We start from the raw sequence: 22,458 nt of genomic DNA, 5'->3' as shown, positions 1-22,458 counted from the left end.
GGAAGTTTTTCCCCTGCTGCAAACAAGACGTCTACAACGGGACCGATAACCTGAGCAATTTTACCTGAACTCATCTCCTTCTCCTATTCTATATAAGATACTGTCGGTTCCTAGCTCAACTAGGTCCTAATACTCTTCGAAAATCTCTTCAAACCACGTCAGCGTCGCCTTACTGTACTTAAGTACAGCTTGCGGCTAGCTTCCTAGTTTGCTCTTTGATTTTCATTGAATATTATTCAGCCAATGCTCCCATTGGGTCCCATGGTGCAAGTACGATTGGTTCTGCTTCATAGGCAGCTTGCTCTTCGGTTGTTAACAATTCCTTACGGACAACGATTTGATATGTGTATTCGTCCATCCAAGCGTCTGAGGCAACAAAATAACCATCTGTACCGACCTTGTCTCCCCATGAGTTTTCAACCTTCCACTTGGTTGACTTCCCATTTTCGTCCAAATCAACACCTGTCAAGACCATAGCGTGGGTCATTAAGCTTTCGCTGTAGTCCAAACGTCCAGCCTTGTCTTGAGTGAGTTTAATGTCCATGCTTGATTCAAAGTCATAAACATCTGTCGCAAGGATTCCAGCTTTGCGGTTGCTGAGCTGGCCGACATCAGAACCAAACCAAACAGTCTCACCTGTTTGCATTTGAGCAATCGCCAATTCTTTCAAGCGCTCCATCGGTACGTTGATGTAGCGAACTGCACGGCTACCAACCACATTTCCTAACATCTCAACTGTGTAAGATTGGCCGTAAGGCTTGTCAGCAGTTGGGGCGTTGATAACAGAAACGTAATCTTCTAGAGGAAGATTGACATATTTCTTATAGAATTCCTGTGGTGTAATACCCTTTTCGCTTTGGTAGTTGTTATCCTTATCACGATAAGCAAAGTCAAATTTACGTGGTGGAAGCCCCAAAGACATAGCAAGGAAGTTAAAGATTTCTTGCAAGAGGTCTTCTTTCTTAGCTTGGACAGTCGCTTGATCTGCACCAGAAGCAAGCAAGTCACGCAAGATTTGAGCATCTTGGCGAAGCAACTTGTTAAGGATTGCATTTAACTCACGGCTACTGCTAGATGAAACTGACTCAGGATAAACAGACTTGGGAACAACACCGTATTTTTCAAAGAGAGAAACGACCATATCCCATTGACCACCGTCTTGTTGAGGTGTTTGAAGTAGGAATTTAACCTTACGGCTCGTCAAGTCTTGGTCTGCAGTCGCAATGACTTGCTCCAAGAACCAGTTTGATTTCTCATACTTGTCCCAGAAGAAAGTATGTGCCTGTGACAACTCAAAGTTTTCCAGTTTGTATTGAGAGATGAGTTTGTGGCGGAAGGTGTTAAGAGCTGCAAACATCCAGCAACGACCAGACGCTTTCTGGTTAGTAACCTTGTCCTTGGTCAAATCCAATGAGAAAACAGGTGTATTGTCTACATGGCTTTGGCGACGTTCTAGGGCTGCAAAAATTCCGTTGTGGCTGGCAGCATTTTCAATCGCTTGGTATTTTACATTTGCTTCATAGTTGGCAAATAATTTATCAGTAAATGATTCTTGAATCGCGTTCATAGATTCCTCCTTTTATTCTACAGTCTATTATAACTCTTTTCACAAAGTAAGCAACTGAAAAACATAAAAGGCAAGGATATTCTTCCTCACCTTTTCGAATATAAATCAAATTAAGCAATATTCGCAAGGAGAGCTTCTAACTCTTCCTTGGTCAAACGACGCCATTCTCCTCGTTCTAAGTTCTCATCCAAGATTAAAGTTCCCATAGTCAAACGTTGCAAGTCTACTACTTCCTTGCCACAGTAGCCCACCATACGCTTGATCTGATGAAACTTCCCTTCTGCAATGGTCACACGGATTTGACTCTGATTCTTTTCTGCATCTGTGGAAAGAATCTCCAGTCTAGCGGACTGACAGGTAAAGTCTTTGAGCGGAATACCCTCAGCAAATATCTCCACATCTTCTTGAGTCATCACTCCCTTGACCAGAGCCAGATAGGTCTTATCCACATGGCGCTTGGGGGAAAGAAGAGCATGTGCAAGCTGACCATCATTGGTCAAGAGCAAAAGACCATGCGTGTCAATATCCAAGCGTCCTACTGGGAAAACTTCCTTGGTCCGAGCAATATCATCCAGCAAGTCCAACACGGTTCTGTGCTTGGGATCCTCAGTCGCTGAAATAACTCCTTGGGGCTTGTTCATCATATAGTAAACAAACTCCTCGTACTCCAGCACTTGCCCATCAAAGCGAATCTCATCTCTTTCTTCATCAATCTGCAATTTAGCTGATTTTTCTTTTTTACCATTTACCGTCACACGCCCAGCCTTGAGCAAGTTTTTGACCTCTGTCCGACTCCCTACAGCGCAGGCAACTAAAAATTTATCTAATCTCATAGAACTATTATATCATACTCAAAAGGGGGCTGGCTCAATGACCAACCTCCTTTTCGTTTCATACTCTTCAAAAATCTCTTCAAACCGCGTCAAAGTAGCCTTGCCGTAGGTATATGTAACTGACTTCGTCAGTTCTATCCACAACCTCAAAACAGTGTTTTGAGCTGACTTCGTCAGTTTTATCTGCAACCTCAAAGATGTACTTTAAGCAGACTGCGGCTAGTTTCCTAGTTTGCTCTTTGATTTTCATTGAGTATCAGATTTAAGAAATTAACTTCCTCGTCTCCAGAAAATCGCTAAGACAATCATGGAACCTAGTACTGCCGGAATAATGGAAGTTCCTGCTATTATCGGTCCCCAAGTCCCAAAAAGCAAGTGGCCTATAAAGGCACCAATCCAGCCTAGAAACATTTTCCCAAAGCAACCCATGCGTTCTCCACGATTGGTCAGAGTACCTGCTAAAAATCCCACTAGGAGACCAACGAACATACTTCCTATCATCTTGGCTCCTTAATTTGCCCAATTCCCATTACGGAAAAGAGGTACTCGCGTTCCATCCTCACGGATACCATCGATATCCATTTGATTAGATCCAATCATAAAGTCCACGTGAACATCTGAACGGTTAAGCCCTGCAGCTTCAAGCTCTTCTTCGCTCATCTCTGCTCCACCAACGACGCTAGTCGCATAGGCTGCACCGATAGCCAAGTGATTTGAAGCATTCTCATCAAAAAGGGTGTTGAAGAAGGTAATGCCTGACTGAGAAATTGGACTTGGATCTGGCACCAAGGCACATTCACCCAAGGCACGCGCACCCGCGTTTTCAAATACAAGATCTTTCATCACTTGATCACCCTTCTCAGCAGAGATATCTACGATTTGTCCATCCTTAAAGGTCACCTTAATGCCTTCGATGATATTTCCGTTATAGCTAAGTGGTTTTGTAGAGGTTACATAACCATCTGCACGACGGAAGTCAGGTGCTGTGAAGACTTCCTCAGTAGGCATATTTGGCAAGAATCCTTCGCCCTGTGCATTGATAGCACCAGCTGATTCCCAAACGTGATTCTTAGGTAAGCCAAGGGTCAAATCTGTTCCTGGAGCTGTGTAGTGAAGGGCTGAGAATTGTTCTTTATTAAGCATATCTGCCTTACTCTTAAGAATGGCAGCGTGCTCTTCCCAAGCCTTAACAGGATCTTCTTCATAGACACGGCAAGTTTTGAAGATTTGGTCCCAAAGAAGATCGACTGCTTCTTCGTCGCTCGCTGCATTTGGAAAGACCTTCTTAGCCCACTCAAGTCCAGCAGCGGCTGCTACAGTCCAGCTAACCTTGTTGGATTGCGTTGCGATACGCATTGGCTTCATAGCAAGTCCCATAGCTTTAGCAGAAGCTGAAAGCTTGTCAGCATCCACTCCGTTCAAGGCACCTGGGTCAGAAGAACGAACCCCAAGACGGCTAGCCTTGTTCTCCAAGAGATAGTTCATCTCAGCAATCTTGTATTCTGGTACATTGTCCAAACGTTCCATCGGTGCGTGGAGGAATTTCTCGCGGTTAATGACATCATCTGTCCACTGAACGATCACCTCATGTGCACCCAAAGCATAAGCTTCTTTGACGATTAAGTGAGCCAACTCACGTTGCTCCACATCGATAGAGAGAGCCAAAGTGTGACCAGGTTGCACGTTGATTCCATTCGCAACCAATAATTTCGCATATTTTTCTAGATTTTCTTTAAAATTTGGTAAAACCATTTTATTTGTCCTTTTCTATTTTTATTTTTCTTTCAAAGCAGAAAATAATCCTGCCAAAGCAATAGCACCTGATAAGAGTGCTGTCGATAGAATAATTGTCTGATCAGCAAGTTCTAATTGATAGTCAAAAACCTTCTCAGCCGGCTTGTCTTCCGCAAAAATTCTTAGTTTCATGAAATATCCTCCGTTACTAGTATATCACATATATTGGTATTTTAAAAAACAAGCTTACTGAAGCTTGTTTTAATTAGCTATTACAAAAATTTTGTACATACCTTTCCACTTCTTTTTCCATAGATTGAATCTCACCAATATCCCATCTATTTTTTTTAGAAGTTATCTTTGCCATCATCTGTAATTTTAAACTCTGACGATGGAATATCCCTTCTCTTTCCCATTGCTCTAATTTAGCCTCTGGATAGGAGTTGCCAAACCTGGAGTTCTGAATATCGGTAGTAATACAAAGGTTGCCAAAGGAATGTAAAAACTCCGCAGGTAATTGACTCTCTCCATCATATCCATTTGGATTCTGAGGATACCAATGCTCTATGGAACGGCGATAAGCAAATTTGAAATTATCAAATTTAATATCCTTGTACTCTTTCTCTAATTCGGCACGATTTTTCCATAAAACATAATCTACAAAGTTAAAAGCATAAACAGGAATTGACCCGTATTTTTTGATAGTTTTATCTTCTGTGAACAATCTTTCTTTTGCATATCTTACTGCCATTTTTTCAAGAAAATTCTTAAACAAACCAGCAAATTCTGTTTGATTTAACTCTTCAATATGGTTAAACAGGAATTGCAAGGTTTCATATAACCAACGACTATCACGATTAGCAGTAAAAGTCACAGCAAACATAGATTGGAGAAGAATGATGTTTTTGTTAATCTCCGAATTCGAAAACGTATTATTAGTAAAGTGTTCTTCGACTATGTAATGCTCTTTAGATTTTCCATTTGGTTGATATTCATAATAAGTCCCCTTCTGTAAAAACCATTCATCCTTATTTCTACTTGAAGAATCCGTATTCGAGTTTCTAACGATGTAATTATCGAAAATGTGTTTTATTCTAAGAAGAAATTCACTAAATTCAATAACCCAAGTTTTATCTTTATTTTTTATATCAAATAGTGCTAAGAGTTTCTTATCATCTAGTTGAATCTCATCAGTTTTCTTACCTTCCTCAATTGCCAATACATGGAGTAAGAATGTTGGAAAATCAATGACTGTAGTATAATCGCCAAAATCTTTGTCTACTTCTATATTTTTTTCATTTATCTTTTTTCCTAATATATCTGATAACTTTCTTCTTTCATTTTGATGAAAATCAATATCATTATAAATATTATGAAATGAATAATTTGTAAAATGCCATCCAAAAATACGTTCACGTTCTTGAAAGTCATCTGCTCTCTTCCGCCGCATCTTAAACTGACTTGCTACCGGCTTATCAAACTCTGCACAGGCATCCCAAATTCTCGCAAATTTTTGTGCCATTTCTTGATCTTCACCAAATTTAGACATCATTTGTGCCTTAAGAATCTCATGAGCCTCTAGTTGTTCGCCTCGAGAGTTGAAACGTTCGAAATAAAGATTCAAATCTAAATCTTCAGGAAGTATACTCCGAAAAATGATAACCTTATCAAAAAGATAATCAACGAAAGACTGAGGAGCCAATTGGCGCTCTTCTAACACTTTTTTCAATGCATCTTTAGCATGTCCATAACCTCTAGTCAGCTCATTTTCATCACACTCTGAAATTTTTTGCTTGTTAAATAGCTTTTGAATATTCTCATTTGATTTCTTCCGAGCTGGGAAGGTAAGATTGACAGCTTTCAATCTATCAAAACCAAACTCATGCTTCAAAGCTAAGGCAATCAAATTAAGTGCTGTTGTTCGTTGTTGCCCATCTATGATTTTGAAAAGTTTTTTCTCTTTATTAACGACTAAATTAACAACTAATGTTCCAATATAATAATTGTCTCTATTTTCTTGATTGTCTCTATTTTCTTGAAAAGCATCTGCTACGTCGTTCAATAACTGCTCAATTTCATCATAAGTCCAAGCAAAATTTCTCTGATAAAGAGGGATAGCATAGGTATCTTCATTTAACAAACGATTAACTGATAAGCTTATATGTGTTTCTACCATTTATCTTTTTCCTCTTCTATAATCTTGTCCACAGTATAATTTTCAAATAATTCTCTATCTATCTTGATCATGAAATCATTCGGAGTGACAGCATGAGATAAAAGTTGAAATAGTTTTTGAGCCTCTTTTTGTCTAAACCTTCCACCAGCGACATAGTTCCCAACAGTTGCATCATATATGGCTTTAGATTTAACTCTAGGGTAGTAAGACCAAATAAACAAGGTCTCTACTATCTCCTTTGATAGCTCCTCTTTTCCAAATCTATCTGCGAAAAGCGAGCAAATATTTAGGAATATATTGTGACACTTGAGGTAGCGTCCTTTTGAGCTATTGTAAATGTTTAACATACCTTCTGGGTAAGCCAAATTTTGTTCTTCCTTCTCTGACTCATTAGAGAATCCTAACTTTTTATTTAAAAATTTTTTATGAACTCTAATAGTTTCATGAGCAGATTCAATATACTCAAAAAATTTACTTCCATCAATGATTGGCATAGTAATGGACATAGGGAGATTTTCAATATGACGATACAATTCTAGATATGGAAAGTTCTGATTCAAATCAACGCCTTTAAAATCGTCAATAAAATCCTCTGTAAAACGGAGATAAGATCCATAACGCTTGTTTGTTAATCCTGTCTCTCCTCGAGACCAACGTCTCATACGAAAAAGATGTTTATCAAATAACTCTTTGAGACTTAAATCTTTATCTTCTACAAATTGCTCCCACTTTTCAACAATCTTTTCATCTTCTGAATCTTGCTTGCGAAGATGATAGGCTTTGAGCAAATCATGAGGTTCTAAAGATTTTCCACGATTATTCTGAGAATCAAATAACTGAAAGGCCTCTGATAATCGTTCTTTGGGCATAGTAATCACAGAGACAGCACAATTCTCTAATAAAAAATTGCAAATATCTTTTGCCTGATTTTCGCCAACCAATTGAGTCAAATTTTTCCACTCATTATAATTTTCACTCGCATGATAGCAAGATAGCTCTCCAAATTCTTCAGCACTCAGCAGTTGCTTAGCACCCTTATAATTCTCTAATCTATCTAATAAATGAAGAAACAAGGAAATTGAAATTAGCCGTTGCTGTCCATCGACAATATCGTATCCATCATTTTCATGTAAGATAACGGAACCAATCTGATATTCCTTTTTCCCCATAGCATCTCGTAAATCATAAAAAAGATTACGGATATGTTTTCTGTTCCATTTATACGGTCTTTGATAAGAAGGAATCCGCAAATTCCCTTCTTTCAATAATTCTCCAACCTTTTTAGAAGTAAATTGAATAGTCATTTTATCCTCATCTATATTTATCTATCATTTCTTGAACTGTTTGCTTCATATCCTCTACTAAAATCCGAGGAGATAAAACAGTAACTGCTTCCCCTTGTCCCAGCAACCAGCGTTTAAGCCCTGGTGTATGCTGACTTTCAAACTGAAAATGAGTCCAGTCGCCATTTTTCCCAACTATTTTTGCATTTGGAAATTGATCCATCACAATCGTCGGTTCGTACAAATACTCGATTTCAATACTGATTTTCTTCCCGATAAAAGCATCTACTCTCTCGTTACGAATGTTGCCATCTCTAAATCTATCTCAATAAGAAATAGAGGGTTTCTCTATACCACTAAGAGACCATGACTGGATACGGTCTACTCTTAAAGTAATATAAGTAGCATGTTTCAACTGGTAAACAACCAAATAGAAATAATGACTATCATAGTAAAGAGAGACTGGCAAAACCGTCTGCCTCTTAGAAGACTCAGAATAAGGTTTTTGATAGACAATATCTAGAACCTGTTCATGCAAAATAGCTTCTGATAAATTCCAAATTTTCTCTATTCTATTTTGTTGATCCGTTAAGGGAGCATAGTTCAGCTTTTCACTACCAATAATCTGCTCAATTTCTTTTTGGTCATCATGAGGAACTAAAATCAGCAAATTTTTTAGTAAGCTATCAATTTCTGACCGATTCAATGCTCGATTTTCCAATAAAATCTTTGAAATAACGAGAATATCCTTCTTATTAAAAACTGACTTACTTGCTAAACAATACTTATTCGTCTTACGGTTATAAAGCAAATCTCCACTATAACTGGTGTTACTAGATAAAATATCACGGAGTAGCGAAAAATCTCTCTGTATCGTCTTTTCGCTAACCTCAAATTCCTGAGCCAGTTGCTTTTTTCCTAATGGAGTTCCAAACTGTAAGCGTAAAAAGATAGTTAGTAATCTCTCTTGATCATTCATCTAAAGTCCTTTTTTTAATTTTCAAGTGATGTTAGACACGCTGTCATTCCCCACTTAAAACGCACAATCAAACGAGATTGAACATTTTTCAACTGATCTGGTTCAGAATTACCTGATAAAACAATTTGCGTTTTCCTACCAAAGAAAGAATTAAAGAGATTGAAAAATTTTTCTTGAATCATATCATCTTTTTCTCCCAATACCTGAATATCATCTACTAGTAGAAGATCCAACTCTTCACCTCTAACTTTTTGTATTTCTAGCTCATTTTCTAATAAGTTTTCGGCAGAAATATATTTTACTCGCTTTTCTGGATCATTCTCAAGAACCTTATTTCCAATTGCTTGAAGGAGATGTGTTTTACCTGAACCCGATTCCCCATAAATATAAAATGGATTGCATTTTAAGCCTAAGTTCTTTACTACTTCTAAGGCTTCTTTCTTTGCTAAAGCATTACCATCTTTTTCTACAAAATTTTCAAATTGATATTTGTTATCTAATCCGGTATTATTCATCGTTTAAACCTCTTTTTCTTTTATACTTATAGTATAACAAAACAGATGGACAATATTTGTCCGTCTGTTAATTTTTTTAAAACAATTCATCAAACAAACTGAGCTGGTTATCCTCTGGCATATTGCCGAGAATCCCCATTTCATCCATCTTTTCAACCAAGGTAGATGAGAGGCCACCGCGTTTGCGTAGTTCTGTTTTGGAGAGGAATTCTCCCTCTTCACGCGCTCGCACCAGTTGCTTGGCAACGTTCTCTCCCAGACCATCCATTGCTACAAATGGCGGAATGAGGGTATCCCCATCAATGAGGAACTCTGTTGCCTGACTACGGTAGAGATCAAGTTTACCAAATTTGAAACCGCGTTCCCACATTTCATTGACAATCTCAAGAGTTGTATAGAGGTCAATTTCCACATTAGAAGCTTCATTGTTCTTCCGTTTTTCAGCAATTTCTTCCATTCTTCGCTTGATAGCATCCAAGCCTGCTCCCATGGTCTTGATATCAAAAGCCTTAGCTCGGATGGAGAAATAAGCACAGTAGTAATAAATGGGATGGTGAACCTTGAAGTAAGCTACACGCAAGGCCATCATAACGTAGGCTGCCGCATGGGCTTTAGGGAACATGTACTTGATTTTCCCACAGGACTCGATATACCACTCTGGCACCTTATTGGCCTTCATAGCTTCGATATAGCCATTTCGCTCCTCTTCAGAAATCTTCAACCACAAGCCCTTACGTACCCGTTCCATGATGGTAAAGGCCATCTTAGGCTCTAGACCAGCATGCATGAGGTAAACCATGATGTCGTCCCGACAACCGATAACGGTCGACAGATCCGCAATTCCTTGCTTGATCAAATCCTGGGCATTTCCCAACCACACATCAGTACCGTGGGACAACCCTGACAACTGAAGCAATTCAGCAAAAGTTGTCGGATGCGTCTCATCTACCATTCCACGTACAAAGTTGGTTCCAAATTCTGGAATCCCCAACATGCCAGTCGGAGTTCCGATTTGCTCAGGTGTTACCCCTAGCACATCAGTCCCAGAAAAGAGAGCCATAACTCCTTCATCATCCATAGGAATTTCATTGGGATCAATCCCAGACAAGTCCTGGAGTTTTCGAATCATGGTCGGATCATCATGTCCCAGTACATCAAGTTTAAGGACGTTCTCATCAATATCGTGGAAGTTAAAGTGAGTCGTTTGCCATTCAGCCGTCACGTCATCTGCTGGATACTGGACAGGCGTAAAGTCGTAGACATCCATGTAGTTAGGAATAACAACGATTCCCCCTGGGTGTTGTCCTGTCGTTCGTTTGACACCAGCAGCTCCCTGGGCTAAACGTTCCACCTCTGCATCACGATAAAACTTGCCATAATCTCTCTCATAGCCCTTGACAAATCCATAAGCGGTCTTGGCAGCTACTGTACCAACTGTTCCTGCACGGAAGGCATATTCTTCACCAAAGATATCACGCACATCCAAGTGGGCGCTAGGCTGATCTTCTCCCGAGAAGTTCAAGTCAATATCGGGAACCTTGTCCCCATCAAAACCTAGGAAGGTCTCAAACGGAATATCCTGCCCATTTTTGCTGAGTTTATGACCACAGTTTGGACAGTCCTTATTGGGCATATCAAATCCTGAACCGTAAGAACCATCGGTGATAAACTCACTGTACTGACACTGACCACAGACATAGTGAGGAGAGAGAGGATTAACCTCCGTAATCCCAATCATGGTCGCAACAAAACTAGAACCGACAGACCCACGAGAACCAACCAAGTAACCCCGTTCATTGGAACGTTGAACCAGCATCTGCGATGCCAGATAAATCACAGCAAATCCATTCCCCAGAATGGAAGTCAATTCTTTTTCAATCCGCAAATCGACAATATCTGGCAGCGGATTTCCATAAATCTCAAAAGCTTTCTTGTAGGTCAATTCAGCGACCGTTTCTTCAGCCTTGTCGATGAAAGGCGTGTACAAGTCACCCTTAACAACCTCAACAGGTTCAAAGATATCTGCCAAGGCATTGGTGTTTTCAATAACCAATTTCCGAGCTAATTCCTCTCCCAAGAAGGCAAATTCATCCAACATCTCATTGGTTGTTCGAAAATGAGCCTTCGGAAGAGGAGCTGGTTGGGCATGTTCCCCATGACCGATAGTTCGGTTAATCATAGCTCCTTGTCCCAAACTACGGACAATAATTTCACGGTAAATTTCTTCTTCTGGTTCGATATAGTGGACATTTCCCGTAGCCAAAACGGGCTTGCCAAGGCGGTCTCCAACTTCTATTAAACTCTTGATAATAGTCTGGAGTTCCTCCATATCCTTGACCTGTTCCTTAGCAATCAATGGAGCATAGATAGCTGGTGGCATGACCTCGATAAAGTCATAATACTTGGCTACCTCAACCGCTGCATCCACACCTTGAGAAACAACTGCATCAAAAACTTCACCCTCCGAGCAAGCCGACCCCAAAATCAAGCCCTCCCGATGGGCATCTAAAACCGTTCTCGGAATCCGTGGCACCCCTTCAAAGTACTTGGTATTAGACAAAGAAACCAGCTTAAAGATATTTTTTAGACCTCCCTGATTCTTGACATAAATGGTCGCATGCTTGATGCGAGCTTTTTTATAAGAATCTGGACTAATCAAATCAATGTTAAGTCTAGCTAGATCGGTCACACCATGTTTCTCTGCCACTTCTTTGATAAAGATGAAAAGCAGGCGACCTGTAGCTTCCGCATCGTAGTTGGCCATGTGGTGATGTTCCAAGGCCACACCAAAACGCTTGGTCAAAGGTCCTAAACCATGACGCTTATACTCAGGGTAGAGGTTTCTAGCAAACTCTAACGTATCGATAACTGGCTGACTAATCCTTGGCAGACCATGACGCTCATAATTAGCATTCATAAATCCAACGTCAAAGGTCGCATTGTGGGCAACTAAGACTGTATCCTTGCAGAATTCTTGGAATTCTTGCAGAACTTGTTCTAGTGGTTTGGCATTTTTGACATGGTCATCTGTAATTCCAGTCAACTCAGTAGTAAAAGCTGACAAGGGATGACCAGGATTGATAAATTCATCAAATTCAGCAATGACATTCCCCTTGTACATCTTAGAGGCCGCAACCTGAATCAAATCATTATAGATAGCTGAAAGTCCCGTCGTTTCCACGTCAAAGACCACGTAGGTCGCTTCCGACAAGTCCATCTCCACTTCGTTATAGACGATAGGGACACGGTCCTCCACGATATTGGCTTCCATTCCATAGATTAGCTGGATTCCCGCTTTCTTAGCCGCCTTATAGCCGTGTGGGAAGGATTGAACATTCCCGTGGTCGGTGATTGCAACTGCTTTGTGTCCCCACTTAGCAGCTGTCGAAACGATTTCTTCGACCTCGGGTAGAGCATCCATTGTCGACATATTAGTATGAGCATGAAACTCAACCCGTCGTTCTCCTTCTGGCATTAAATCCTTCCGCTCATAGTGAACAACTTCCTGCACGTCTTGCACGTTCATCGTCAAATCGCGTGTGAAGTTATTCATCTCCACATTCCCACGCACTCGGAGCCAAGAATTCTTCTTAATTAGGTCAAACTTCTGAGCCTCTTCTTCGTTCTTAACCCACTTTTGCATAGAAAAACTTGAAGTATAGTCCGTCATTTTAAAATTGATTAAAACACGCCCTGTTCTGGTCACTTTTTGCTCTACATCAAAAACAAGCCCTTCAAAGACCAGACGATTTTCCTCAGTCGTCACTTCGATCATAGGAGTAATCTCTGCCTTATCCAGCTTGGGTTTAGCTGCAGCTTTTTTCGTTTGAAAATCAAAGGCTGGTTTCTCTTCCGCTGGAGGAGGTGCCATCTGTTCCAGTTGTTCCATAGCACGGAGAGCTTCCTCATTGGCCGCTTGAACAATCTGCTTATTTTCAGCATGAAATGCCTCTTCCTGCTCTTGGGTCAGGATATCATTCTTCTCAACTTGACAATTAAAAGTTGGAAAACCAAACTTTTCAAGTTGTTTAGCTAAATTAGGAAGATGATTCTTCTTAAAGTGTTCCTTATCAATCGCCTCGGAACCTTCAATAAAGAGTTGGTTCCCCTCCGCACGAACTTGCAAATTTTGATAAAGTGACTTAAAACCTTGACTAGCACATGGCCCCTCAGAAAAAGCCTCTCTATAATAGGCCTGCAAGAGTTGATTTGAAAATTCTTGAGACAGAGCCTTGATTTCGAAAACAGCTTTATTTCCTGTCTTAGAAAATTCTTCGCTCAAACCTTTCTTTAATTCTAAAAAGATTTCAATCGGTAAAATATTAGAAAATACGAAATGAAACTCCCATACCTTACTAATTTTATGAACCACAACTCGCTCAATATCAGCCTGTGCTAAAGCAGGAGCCTGTCTCATTTCAGAAGGCATCCCCAGTTGATTCATCAAAATTTCAAAACTGTTTGACATTCATTTTCCTCACATTATTCTCCTACTATTTTACCATATTTAGAGGTAATTTCTAAAGACAAAAGGAAGCCACTAAGTGACTTCCTTCTAGAGTGAGGACAGATTAGTCTTCACCTTTGTTTTTCTTAATGATTTCTTCTTGTACTGACTTAGGTACATCTTCGTAGTGGTCAAATACCATCATGAATGTACCACGTCCTTGAGATGCAGAACGAAGAACTGTTGCGTAACCGAACATTTCAGCAAGTGGAACGTAAGCACGAACGATTTGGCTGTTACCATGTGCTTCCATACCATCTACACGTCCACGACGAGCAGTTACGTGCCCCATAACATCACCAAGGTTTTCTTCTGGAACAGTGATTGTTACAAGCATCATTGGCTCAAGGATAGCTGGTTGTGCTGATTTAGCAGCTTCTTTAAGGGCAAGTGAAGCCGCGATCTTGAAGGCAGTTTCAGATGAGTCGACATCGTGGTATGAACCATCGTAAAGCTTAGCTTTAACGTCAACCATTGGGTAACCTGCAAGAACACCGTTAGCCATAGATTCTACCAAACCTTTTTCAACCGCTGGGATAAATTCACGAGGAACCACACCACCGACGATTGCGTTTTCGAATTCGAATCCTTTACCTTCTTCGTTTGGAGTAAATTCAATCCATACATCACCGAATTGACCTTTACCACCAGACTGACGTTTGAAGAATCCACGTGCTTGAGTAGAAGCGCGGAATGTTTCACGGTAAGATACTTGAGGAGCACCTACGTTCGCTTCAACTTTGAACTCACGACGCATACGGTCAACAAGGACGTCAAGGTGAAGCTCACCCATACCAGAGATAACTGTTTCACCAGTTTCAACGTTTGTTTCAACGCGGAATGTTGGATCTTCTTCAGCCAATTTTTGAAGGGCGATACCCATCTTATCTTGGTCTGCTTTAGATTTTGGCTCAACCATCAATTGGATAACTGGTTCTGGAACGTTGATTGACTCAAGGATGATTTTAGCTTTTTCATCTGTCAATGAGTCACCAGTTGTAGTATCTTTCAAACCAACGGCAGCAGCGATATCACCTGAGTAAACTGTGTCAATTTCTTGACGGCTGTTAGCGTGCATTTGAAGGATACGTCCGATACGCTCACGTTTACCTTTAGAAGTGTTCAATACGTATGAACCTGATTGAAGAACACCTGAGTAAACACGGAAGAATGTCAAACGACCTACGAATGGGTCTGTCATAATCTTGAAGGCAAGAGCTGCAAATGGCTCTTCGTCAGATGCAGGACGAGTTTCTTCTTCATCTGTATCTGGGTTGATACCTTTGATCGCTGGGATGTCAAGTGGGCTTGGAAGGTAGTCGATAACCGCATCAAGCATCAATTGAACACCTTTGTTTTTGAAGGCAGAACCACACAATACTGGGAAGAATTCAACGTTGATAGTCGCTTTACGGATACCAGCTTTCAATTCTTCATTAGTGATTTCTTCACCTTCGAGGTATTTCATCATCAATTCTTCGTCAGTTTCAGCAACTGCTTCAACCAATTTTTCACGGTATTCTTGTGCTTGGTCAAGGTATTCAGCTGGAATATCTTCTTCAAGGATATCTGTACCAAGGTCGTTAGTGTAGATTTCAGCTTTCATCTTGATCAAGTCAATGATACCACGGAAGTCATCTTCAGAACCGATCGGCAATTGGATTGGGTGTGCATTTGCTTGAAGACGATCGTGAAGTGTGCTTACAGAGTAAAGGAAGTCAGCACCGATTTTGTCCATTTTGTTGGCAAATACGATACGTGGAACTCCGTACTCAGTTGCTTGACGCCAAACTGTTTCAGTTTGAGGTTCAACACCTGATTGTGAGTCAAGAACGGTAACCGCACCATCCAATACACGAAGAGAACGTTGTACTTCGATTGTGAAGTCCACGTGTCCTGGTGTGTCGATGATGTTTACGCGGTGGTTGTTCCATTGAGCTGTTGTCGCAGCAGATGTGATAGTGATACCACGTTCTTGCTCTTGCTCCATCCAGTCCATTTGTGACGCACCTTCGTGAGTTTCACCGATTTTGTGGATTTTACCAGTGTAGTAAAGAATACGCTCAGTAGTTGTTGTTTTACCAGCATCGACGTGAGCCATGATACCGATATTACGAGTTTTTTCAAGTGAAAATTCGCGTGCCATGAGGTTTGTTTCTCCTATTTATTTTGATTTCTATTCTATTATAACACGATTTTAATAAAAACGGATAGGCAGGACCTACCCGTTCTCAATGTTTTCATGCTATTGTTGGTTTCAACTTGTAGATTTACAAATTGAATTGAACTCGGACTAAAAGCCCAAGTTAGTTGAGTTGAGCTCAAGCTAAAAGTCTGGAGAAAAAGATGAATCTCATTGGTTGCAATCGCAACCTGCTTTGATTCCCTATTTTCTCTTTTTCTCTGGAACTTTCTTAACGCTTTCGCATCCTATATTACCAACGGAAGTGTGCGAATGCACGGTTAGCTTCAGCCATACGGTGAGTGTCTTCACGTTTCTTAACAGCTGCACCAGTGTTATTAGCAGCATCCAAGATTTCTTTTGCAAGACGGTCTTGCATTGTGTGTTCACCACGAAGACGAGCGATTGTTACCAACCAACGAAGTCCAAGTGTTGTACGACGTTCTGGACGAACTTCAACTGGGACTTGGTAGTTAGAACCACCAACACGACGTGCACGTACTTCAAGTACAGGCATGATGTTTTCCATAGCTGTTTCAAATACTTCAAGTGCATCGTTGCCAGTAGCTTCTTTGATTTGCTCAAAGGCACCGTAAACGATTGAAGCAGCTGTACCACGTTTACCATCAAGCATAACGCGGTTGATAAGACGAGTAACTAATTGTGAATTGTAAAGCGGATCTGGCAATACGTCACGTTTTGGAGCTCTATTTTTACGACTCATTTCTCTTTATCCCCTTTCCTTATGCTTTTGGACGTTTAGTACCGTATTTAGAACGGCCTTGTTTACGATCGTTAACACCTGCAGTATCAAGTGCACCACGGACGATATGGTAACGTACCCCTGGAAGGTCTTTTACACGTCCACCACGAAGAAGAACCACGCTGTGCTCTTGCAAGTTGTGTCCGATACCTGGGATGTAGGCAGTAACTTCGATAAGGTTGCTCAAACGTACACGAGCAAATTTACGAAGGGCTGAGTTAGGTTTTTTAGGTGTCATTGTTCCAACACGAGTTGCAACACCACGTTTTTGTGGTGAAGAAACGTTTGTTTGAACTTTTTTATGACTGTTGTAACCAACGTTCAAAGCTGGTGATTTAGATTTTTCTACTTTTGATTTACGCGGTTTGCGAACCAATTGGTTAATTGTAGGCATCTACATTCTCCTGTGTTTTTTTTATTTTTGGTGATGATACACTTGGTGACAGCTATCATCTGTGTGTACTTTTGCAACATTTGTCAGCACGTCCCTGTACACTCTTGAGAGACCAAAAGTAAAAAGTACCGTCTATTATTGTAACAAAATTTTCCATTGGTTGTCAAGATATTTTTCTTTTTTATTCTTAATTTTAGCTCTTTTGTAGTACTCCCCCAAAAAAGAAAAAGGAGGAATCCCACCCTCCTAAAGTTAGTATTGTTCCATTCAATCCCATCAATTTTAACACATAATGTTCAAAAAAATATTATATCATCACAACCAACCACATTCTTTTGCGATATTAGCTGCCTCTGTTCGATTACCAGCATCTAGTTTAGAAAGAATATTGGTGACATAGTTTCGGACGGTGCCGTTTGAGAGGTAGAGCTTGTCAGCAATTTCTTGGTTGGAGAGACCTTGGGCAACTCCATGTAAAACAGCGACTTCTTGTTCGGTCAAAGGATTGGGATGAGTCATCATGACTTCCATCAGCTCTGGAGAATATTCCTTGCGTCCCTCTAACACCGTATGTAGGGTTTGCATGAGCTCAGCGATGCTCCGTTCTTTCAAGACATAGGCATCAACTCCTGCTTTGACTGCTCGTTCAAAATAACCTGGCCGTTTAAAGGTCGTAACGATAACCACCTTGGTTTCAGGCACTTCTTGTTTGATCCACTCAAGTGCTTCGAGTCCTGTCTTGACTGGCATTTCGACGTCAAGGATGGCAATATCTACTGCTTCTTTCCCCAAAACCTCGATAGCCTCGGCTCCATTTTTCGCCTGCAGAACAGTCTCCACATCTGGTTGAAAGCTCAAGAGCTGGCACATGGCGTCTCTAAGCATACTTTGATCTTCTGCGACTAATACTTTCATCTACTTTTTCTCCTTATAAGGCAGATGCACGCGCACCTCTGTTGGATGTTTCAAACTGACCAGCTCTACTTGACCTGAGAAGGCTGCTGCACGGTCACGGACTGTATGGAGTTCATTTCCTTTTACAGTTGCAAAACCTTTCCCGTCATCTCTAACTGTCAGAACCAATTCCTGATCTGTACGTTCCAGTTTTAGATAGGCTTTATTAGCGCTGGCATGTTTGATGATATTGGTCGCAAGTTCTAACAAAATCATAGCAGCCGTCGACTCTACATCCTGGGTCAAACTAGCCTTGTCTAACTGATTGTCAACCTCAACCTCAATTCCAGCAATCTCCAGCATCTTTTTGACAGTTTCAAGCTCTGAAGCTAGGGTCCGTGATTTCAGATTTTCCACGATGGTTCGCACTTCATTCATGGAATCCTTGCTGATCTGGTGAATTTCTTTTAATTCCTTCTCCACCTGTGGATAGGCCTGCATCTGAAATAACTGTAGGGCCAGATCTGTCTTGACACTCAGCATGGCAAAGGTATGTCCCAGACTATCATGCAAATCCTGACCGATACGACTGCGTTCATTTTCAGCAAGCAATAGATTTATCTGGGCATTTTGCTTGGCCTGAGCTTCTTTCAAATCCTCGACAATGCGAATCCGAACCAAGCCCAATGTCATCAAATCGACAAAAGTAAGAATCCCAAGCTCAAAGGCTACAGCCTCAGTTTCGACTGACTGAAACATCATGAGTTGACCAACAACAAGAACTTGAGCAAGGAGAAAAGTCCAGACATGTAGAGAACGAAGACTCCGCACCCTGAAATGATAAATTAAGAGATTAGAAAGGTAAAAGAAAAACCAGATATAATTAACAGCAACAAAGGCAGTATTCCCAACTACATAAGTCAGCATGAGGCCCCAATATAGCCAAGATAGGCGCTGGCTCTTAGTTGTTAAAACACCCAAATACGCCACTACAAATAGAATATCAATCAATAAATGCCAGACAGAAAGCCACCCAGTCACTACAGGTAGGATGGGGAAAATCATAAAAATCAAACTGGCCCAAAACATATAGTGTATGCTTTTTAGTCTTTCAAGCATTAAGAATTCTCCTTATGACCTTGAAGGTAAATGGTCAAACCAAACAAAACTGCTGAAAAAACAAGTAGATAAACTGTGGCTGGTAGATTGATGCCATCCTCGTTTAAGAAGGTCTTGAGCAACTCCATCAACTGATAAGTTGGTAGGCACTTCCCGATTGCTTGCATCCAATCTGGAAATAAAGAGACAGGCATCCAGAGTCCGCCTAACACAGCCAAGCCAAAGTAAAGAAGATTGCCTACGACAGACATCAACTGACTAGAAGGTAAGAGAGTCAAGGTCAAGCCAAGAGCTACAAAAGCTACACTTCCTACTATCAGCAAGAGCGCAGCCCCAATCCAGCTTCCTAAAGGCATATCCACACCTCTTACAAAATGCCCAACTGAGAAAACAACCAAAATTGAGACCAAATAATCAACCATCATACTTGTTATCTTTGATAGATAATATTCTACCATATTTACAGGGGTATGGCGCAATGTTTTCTGCCAGTTGTTGATTTTATCGGTGTGTAAAACAACTGGGAATGAAAAGATAGCTGTCGACATCATGGAAAAGGCCGTCATGGAGATGAGGTAGTCGCGCATAAAATTAGCCGGCCCATCTGGTGTATCCTGGTACATGCCTGAAAAGAATAAATAGAAGGCCGTCGGCATTCCTACGGATAATAGATAATAGACTAATTGTCGTTTGGTCAATAGAAATTCTATCTTGTTTAGTGCGATCCATCGTTTCATCTTAGTCATCTCCATTTTGTGTTTCTTCAAAGATTGTATCCAGCAAGCTACGATTATTGACTTCAATTTCTTGAATCCTACATCCTGCTTGCACTAACAGTTCCCAGAAAGCATCCGCTTCACGTGTGACTACTTGCAGGGCATCTTGTTTTTGTGACCAGTTTTCAACCAAGTTTGACTGCTCAACGACTTCCTTGTAAGCCAGAGGTAGGATGAAGTGCTTTTCAATCTCCTCACTGCGCATGGCTAGTGGTGTCGTATCACGAATCAATTCTCCCTTATTCAAGACCAATATTCGGTCAGCTGTATGCTCTACTTCCTCAATATAATGAGACGAATAGAGAATGGTGACTCCCTGCGCTTTTAAGTCTTGGGCAATTTCCCAAAAACGTTGGCGGGTTGAGGTATCCATGGCCGCAGTTGGCTCATCTAAAAAGACAAGCTTTGGTCGGCCAATCAAGGTCAAGACAAAAGAGAAGAGACGCTTTTGCCCACCTGACAATTTTTCTGCCAATTGCTCTTTTTGTTGCTTGTCAAACTGCAATAGTTGATCGATTTCCTGATTGTTCAAGGGATTTGGATAAATACTTTGAAAGAAAGCAATCAACTCTTTAACCTTTAATTTCTGAACAATGACATTTTCTTGAGGGAGGTAGCCTCTAATATAGTCTAACTGAGAACTCGTCACTGACAAGCCTTGGATGGATACTTGACCGCTTGTGACCAGTTTATCTCCAAGCAGACAGTCCAAGAGTGTGGTCTTCCCAGCACCATTGGGCCCAATCAAGGCGACGCATTCACCTTCAGCTACCTCAAAGGAAATATCCTTCAAAATAGCCTTGCCCTTGATGTTTTTATTTAGGCTTTCTACCTTAATCATGTTCATGATATTCTCCTTTCAGCCACTCCTTTCCCATAGGAAAGGCGATAAAAATCATAAATCCTAGTCCCCAGGCACCACGGATGAATTGGTGAAGGAAGGCTTGATCAAACCAACCTGTAAACATTTCTACCAACCATACCACTAGTGACAGTCCAATAAAAAGATAGAGAATCGCTTTTTTCATTTTTCAAACTCCTTTTTCACATCTGAAACCAATTTCAAACCTTCTCGGATCAACCAAGACATCATGCCAAATCCTGCAAATAACTCCCAAGGAAAATGGTAGAAACCTTCATCCAATTCTGAAAACATGAGATAGGTCATAACTCCTGCTACTACTAAACTCATTGCGACAATTACTTTATGTTTCATTTTTTCTTCCTCCATTTGATACATCTATTATAATTCTTTGAAGCATGTTCCACTAGAAGCTTCTGTCATGAGGAGACATGACAAATGTCATAAAAGATTCTGTTCAAAGCAAGCAAAATACACTATACAATAAAACATGAGGTAGAAAAGAATCTATAGTTATTTCCTTCAAAGTGATAGCAAATTTAAACTATAACATAAACTAATACTCATTTATAGTTTCTTAGTTTTAAATAAGCATGTTACAATAAAACCCTGCATATAGTACAGATTTTAAACAACGAGCATTAGATTACATCAAAGAGGGACACAGCCATGTCGAGGCGGCCAAAGTTTTTGATGTTGGCGTCAGAACTCTCTTCACATGGGAAAAGAAATTACGTGAACAAGGACACTTAGAGCGGAAAAAGCGAGTCGCCAAAAGCCGAAAGATTCCTTTGGAGGAGTTGAAGGCCTTTGTAGAGGCTCATCCAGATGTTTTTTTACGGGAAATTGCGACACATTTTGATTGTGCTGTTCCTTCAGTATGGGCAGCTTTAAAGCAGATTAAGGTCACTTTAAAAAAAGACGACTAGCTTTAAGGAACAAGATCCTGAGAAAGTCGCTGAGTTTCTTGATATTTTGAATAGCCTAAAAGATTTACCAGTCGTATATATTGACGAAACAGGAATCGACCGCTACCTCTACCTCTATCGTCCTTATGCACGGGCTCCTAGAGGGGAGAAAGTCTATGAAAAGATTAGTGGACGGCGTTTTGAGCGGACTTCAATTGTTGCAGGACAAGTAGACGGAGAGTTTATAGCTCCTATGATTTACAAGGAAAGTATGGCGAGCGATTTCTTTGTGGAGTGGTTCAAAACGCAACTCCTGCCTGCTTTGAAGATACCTCACGTTATTGTAATGGATAATGCTAGTTTTCATCCACCTTATTCACCAGATTTGAATCCTATTGAGCAAGCTTGCGCTATCTTGAAAAAGAAAGTGAGGGATTTACTAAGAGAAATTCCAAATATTTTTGAATGTTTGGAACACTTTTTTAAAACGGCTCTATAATATTTGTAGTGGGTAAATCCCCTATGGATATTATGAAGCCTATTTTGTTGTAGAAAAAAAGTCCCATAAGATCTATAATGAAAAGCAACCAAACCATCATTAGAAAGAATCCTATGGAACAATTACATTTTATCACAAAACTACTCGATATTAAAGACCCCAATATCCAAATTATGGATGTTATTAATAGGGACACACATAAAGAAATCATCGCTAAATTGGATTATGAGACTCCATATTGTCCTGATTGCGGAAGTCTAATGAAGAAATATGACTTTCAAAAACCGTCTAAGGTTCCTTACCTTGAAACGACTGGTATGCCTACTAGAATTCTCCTTAGAAAGCGTCGATTCAAGTGCTATCAGTGCTCGAAAATGATGGTAGCTGAGACTTCTCTCGTCAAGAAGAATCACCAAATCCCTCGTATCATCAACCAAAAGATTGCCTAGAAGCTAATTGAGAAGACT

18 protein-coding genes and 3 pseudogenes are annotated in these 22,458 nt (G+C 40.5%); 2 read left to right on the top strand and 19 right to left on the bottom strand.

What is annotated here, in order from left to right:
- Positions 1 to 232 precede the first annotated feature (232 nt).
- From pepC to HT717_RS08605, 19 genes and pseudogenes are all read right to left on the bottom strand, one after another.
- Complete coding sequence (gene pepC, locus HT717_RS08695) at positions 233 to 1,567, bottom strand: aminopeptidase C (protein WP_049541086.1); 1,335 nt, start codon at positions 1,565 to 1,567, stop codon at positions 233 to 235.
- Between the two features lie 110 nt (positions 1,568 to 1,677).
- Positions 1,678 to 2,400 (bottom strand): pseudouridine synthase, encoded by a 723-nt coding sequence (locus tag HT717_RS08690; RefSeq protein ID WP_049541087.1) that lies wholly within the window; start codon positions 2,398 to 2,400, stop codon positions 1,678 to 1,680.
- Positions 2,401 to 2,670: 270 nt separating this feature from the next.
- Entirely contained in the window at positions 2,671 to 2,901 is a 231-nt protein-coding gene (locus HT717_RS08685; protein WP_020900862.1) for a GlsB/YeaQ/YmgE family stress response membrane protein, read from the bottom strand.
- Positions 2,902 to 2,910: 9 nt separating this feature from the next.
- Positions 2,911 to 4,152: an aminopeptidase gene (locus tag HT717_RS08680; RefSeq protein WP_049541091.1), complete on the bottom strand. Its 1,242-nt coding sequence runs from the start codon at positions 4,150 to 4,152 to the stop codon at positions 2,911 to 2,913.
- A 21-nt stretch (positions 4,153 to 4,173) separates the two neighbouring features.
- Positions 4,174 to 4,326, bottom strand: coding sequence for a hypothetical protein (locus HT717_RS08675; protein WP_049541093.1), 153 nt, complete (start codon positions 4,324 to 4,326; stop codon positions 4,174 to 4,176).
- Positions 4,327 to 4,399: 73 nt separating this feature from the next.
- Positions 4,400 to 6,310: a DUF262 domain-containing protein gene (locus HT717_RS08670; protein ID WP_049541095.1), complete on the bottom strand. Its 1,911-nt coding sequence runs from the start codon at positions 6,308 to 6,310 to the stop codon at positions 4,400 to 4,402.
- The gene (locus HT717_RS08665) at positions 6,304 to 7,614 is read right to left on the bottom strand and encodes a DUF262 domain-containing protein (RefSeq protein WP_173305052.1); all 1,311 of its coding nucleotides are present in this window, start codon (positions 7,612 to 7,614) and stop codon (positions 6,304 to 6,306) included. Before HT717_RS08665 ends, HT717_RS08670 begins: the two co-directional genes overlap by 7 nt.
- A gap of 7 nt (positions 7,615 to 7,621) precedes the next feature.
- Positions 7,622 to 8,572 (bottom strand): annotated as a pseudogene (locus HT717_RS08660) (WYL domain-containing protein).
- Between the two features lie 14 nt (positions 8,573 to 8,586).
- Complete coding sequence (locus HT717_RS08655) at positions 8,587 to 9,087, bottom strand: DnaA/Hda family protein (RefSeq protein ID WP_173305050.1); 501 nt, start codon at positions 9,085 to 9,087, stop codon at positions 8,587 to 8,589.
- Between the two features lie 76 nt (positions 9,088 to 9,163).
- Positions 9,164 to 13,555, bottom strand: a complete 4,392-nt coding sequence (locus HT717_RS08650) for a PolC-type DNA polymerase III (RefSeq protein ID WP_173305048.1) — start codon at positions 13,553 to 13,555, stop codon at positions 9,164 to 9,166.
- A gap of 103 nt (positions 13,556 to 13,658) precedes the next feature.
- Positions 13,659 to 15,740 (bottom strand): elongation factor G, encoded by a 2,082-nt coding sequence (fusA, locus tag HT717_RS08645; protein ID WP_000090357.1) that lies wholly within the window; start codon positions 15,738 to 15,740, stop codon positions 13,659 to 13,661.
- A gap of 289 nt (positions 15,741 to 16,029) precedes the next feature.
- Positions 16,030 to 16,500, bottom strand: a complete 471-nt coding sequence (gene rpsG, locus HT717_RS08640) for a 30S ribosomal protein S7 (RefSeq protein WP_000087873.1) — start codon at positions 16,498 to 16,500, stop codon at positions 16,030 to 16,032.
- 19 nt (positions 16,501 to 16,519) lie between these two features.
- Positions 16,520 to 16,933, bottom strand: a complete 414-nt coding sequence (gene rpsL, locus HT717_RS08635; RefSeq protein WP_001142332.1) for a 30S ribosomal protein S12 — start codon at positions 16,931 to 16,933, stop codon at positions 16,520 to 16,522.
- A gap of 315 nt (positions 16,934 to 17,248) precedes the next feature.
- On the bottom strand, positions 17,249 to 17,848 hold the full coding sequence (locus HT717_RS08630) for a response regulator transcription factor (protein WP_020900864.1): 600 nt from the start codon (positions 17,846 to 17,848) through the stop codon (positions 17,249 to 17,251).
- Positions 17,849 to 18,946: a sensor histidine kinase gene (locus tag HT717_RS08625; RefSeq protein ID WP_049541104.1), complete on the bottom strand. Its 1,098-nt coding sequence runs from the start codon at positions 18,944 to 18,946 to the stop codon at positions 17,849 to 17,851.
- On the bottom strand, positions 18,946 to 19,683 hold the full coding sequence (locus HT717_RS08620) for an ABC transporter permease (RefSeq protein WP_173305046.1): 738 nt from the start codon (positions 19,681 to 19,683) through the stop codon (positions 18,946 to 18,948). Before HT717_RS08620 ends, HT717_RS08625 begins: the two co-directional genes overlap by 1 nt.
- A 1-nt stretch (position 19,684) precedes the next feature.
- Positions 19,685 to 20,569: an ABC transporter ATP-binding protein gene (locus HT717_RS08615; protein WP_049541106.1), complete on the bottom strand. Its 885-nt coding sequence runs from the start codon at positions 20,567 to 20,569 to the stop codon at positions 19,685 to 19,687.
- Positions 20,556 to 20,750: a hypothetical protein gene (locus HT717_RS08610; RefSeq protein WP_006146175.1), complete on the bottom strand. Its 195-nt coding sequence runs from the start codon at positions 20,748 to 20,750 to the stop codon at positions 20,556 to 20,558. The genes HT717_RS08615 and HT717_RS08610 overlap by 14 nt, the downstream gene beginning before the upstream one ends.
- Positions 20,747 to 20,953, bottom strand: coding sequence for a hypothetical protein (locus HT717_RS08605; protein ID WP_173305044.1), 207 nt, complete (start codon positions 20,951 to 20,953; stop codon positions 20,747 to 20,749). The genes HT717_RS08610 and HT717_RS08605 overlap by 4 nt, the downstream gene beginning before the upstream one ends.
- A gap of 281 nt (positions 20,954 to 21,234) precedes the next feature.
- Here HT717_RS08605 and HT717_RS09985 point away from each other — a divergent pair.
- A pseudogene (locus HT717_RS09985) lies at positions 21,235 to 21,991 on the top strand (transposase).
- 113 nt (positions 21,992 to 22,104) lie between these two features.
- A pseudogene (locus HT717_RS08590) lies at positions 22,105 to 22,437 on the top strand (transposase family protein); the annotation flags it as partial.
- Between the last annotated feature and the right edge of the window lie 21 nt (positions 22,438 to 22,458).

The organism is Streptococcus sp. 959, from assembly GCF_013277075.1.
In the GTDB taxonomy this organism is placed as follows: domain Bacteria; phylum Bacillota; class Bacilli; order Lactobacillales; family Streptococcaceae; genus Streptococcus; species Streptococcus pseudopneumoniae_C.
The sequence above is the reverse complement of the archived record's forward strand: the minus strand, read 5'-3'. Positions and strand labels throughout refer to the sequence as shown.

Bases quoted from the DNA above. Each gene is read 5' to 3' on its own strand.
- HT717_RS08610 (WP_006146175.1), bottom strand. From the start codon at position 20,750: ATGAAAAAAGCGATTCTCTATCTTTTTATTGGACTGTCACTAGTGGTA.
- HT717_RS08625 (WP_049541104.1), bottom strand. From the start codon at position 18,946: ATGCTTGAAAGACTAAAAAGCATACACTATATGTTTTGGGCCAGTTTG.
- HT717_RS08690 (WP_049541087.1), bottom strand. From the start codon at position 2,400: ATGAGATTAGATAAATTTTTAGTTGCCTGCGCTGTAGGGAGTCGGACA.
- HT717_RS08655 (WP_173305050.1), bottom strand. From the start codon at position 9,087: ATGAATAATACCGGATTAGATAACAAATATCAATTTGAAAATTTTGTA.
- HT717_RS08605 (WP_173305044.1), bottom strand. From the start codon at position 20,953: ATGGAGGAAGAAAAAATGAAACATAAAGTAATTGTCGCAATGAGTTTA.
- rpsL (WP_001142332.1), bottom strand. From the start codon at position 16,933: ATGCCTACAATTAACCAATTGGTTCGCAAACCGCGTAAATCAAAAGTA.
- HT717_RS08620 (WP_173305046.1), bottom strand. From the start codon at position 19,683: ATGAAACGATGGATCGCACTAAACAAGATAGAATTTCTATTGACCAAA.
- rpsG (WP_000087873.1), bottom strand. From the start codon at position 16,500: ATGAGTCGTAAAAATAGAGCTCCAAAACGTGACGTATTGCCAGATCCG.
- HT717_RS08680 (WP_049541091.1), bottom strand. From the start codon at position 4,152: ATGGTTTTACCAAATTTTAAAGAAAATCTAGAAAAATATGCGAAATTA.
- HT717_RS08650 (WP_173305048.1), bottom strand. From the start codon at position 13,555: ATGTCAAACAGTTTTGAAATTTTGATGAATCAACTGGGGATGCCTTCT.
- fusA (WP_000090357.1), bottom strand. From the start codon at position 15,740: ATGGCACGCGAATTTTCACTTGAAAAAACTCGTAATATCGGTATCATG.
- HT717_RS08670 (WP_049541095.1), bottom strand. From the start codon at position 6,310: ATGGTAGAAACACATATAAGCTTATCAGTTAATCGTTTGTTAAATGAA.
- HT717_RS08675 (WP_049541093.1), bottom strand. From the start codon at position 4,326: ATGAAACTAAGAATTTTTGCGGAAGACAAGCCGGCTGAGAAGGTTTTT.
- HT717_RS08615 (WP_049541106.1), bottom strand. From the start codon at position 20,569: ATGAACATGATTAAGGTAGAAAGCCTAAATAAAAACATCAAGGGCAAG.
- HT717_RS08685 (WP_020900862.1), bottom strand. From the start codon at position 2,901: ATGATAGGAAGTATGTTCGTTGGTCTCCTAGTGGGATTTTTAGCAGGT.
- HT717_RS08630 (WP_020900864.1), bottom strand. From the start codon at position 17,848: ATGAAAGTATTAGTCGCAGAAGATCAAAGTATGCTTAGAGACGCCATG.
- HT717_RS08665 (WP_173305052.1), bottom strand. From the start codon at position 7,614: ATGACTATTCAATTTACTTCTAAAAAGGTTGGAGAATTATTGAAAGAA.
- pepC (WP_049541086.1), bottom strand. From the start codon at position 1,567: ATGAACGCGATTCAAGAATCATTTACTGATAAATTATTTGCCAACTAT.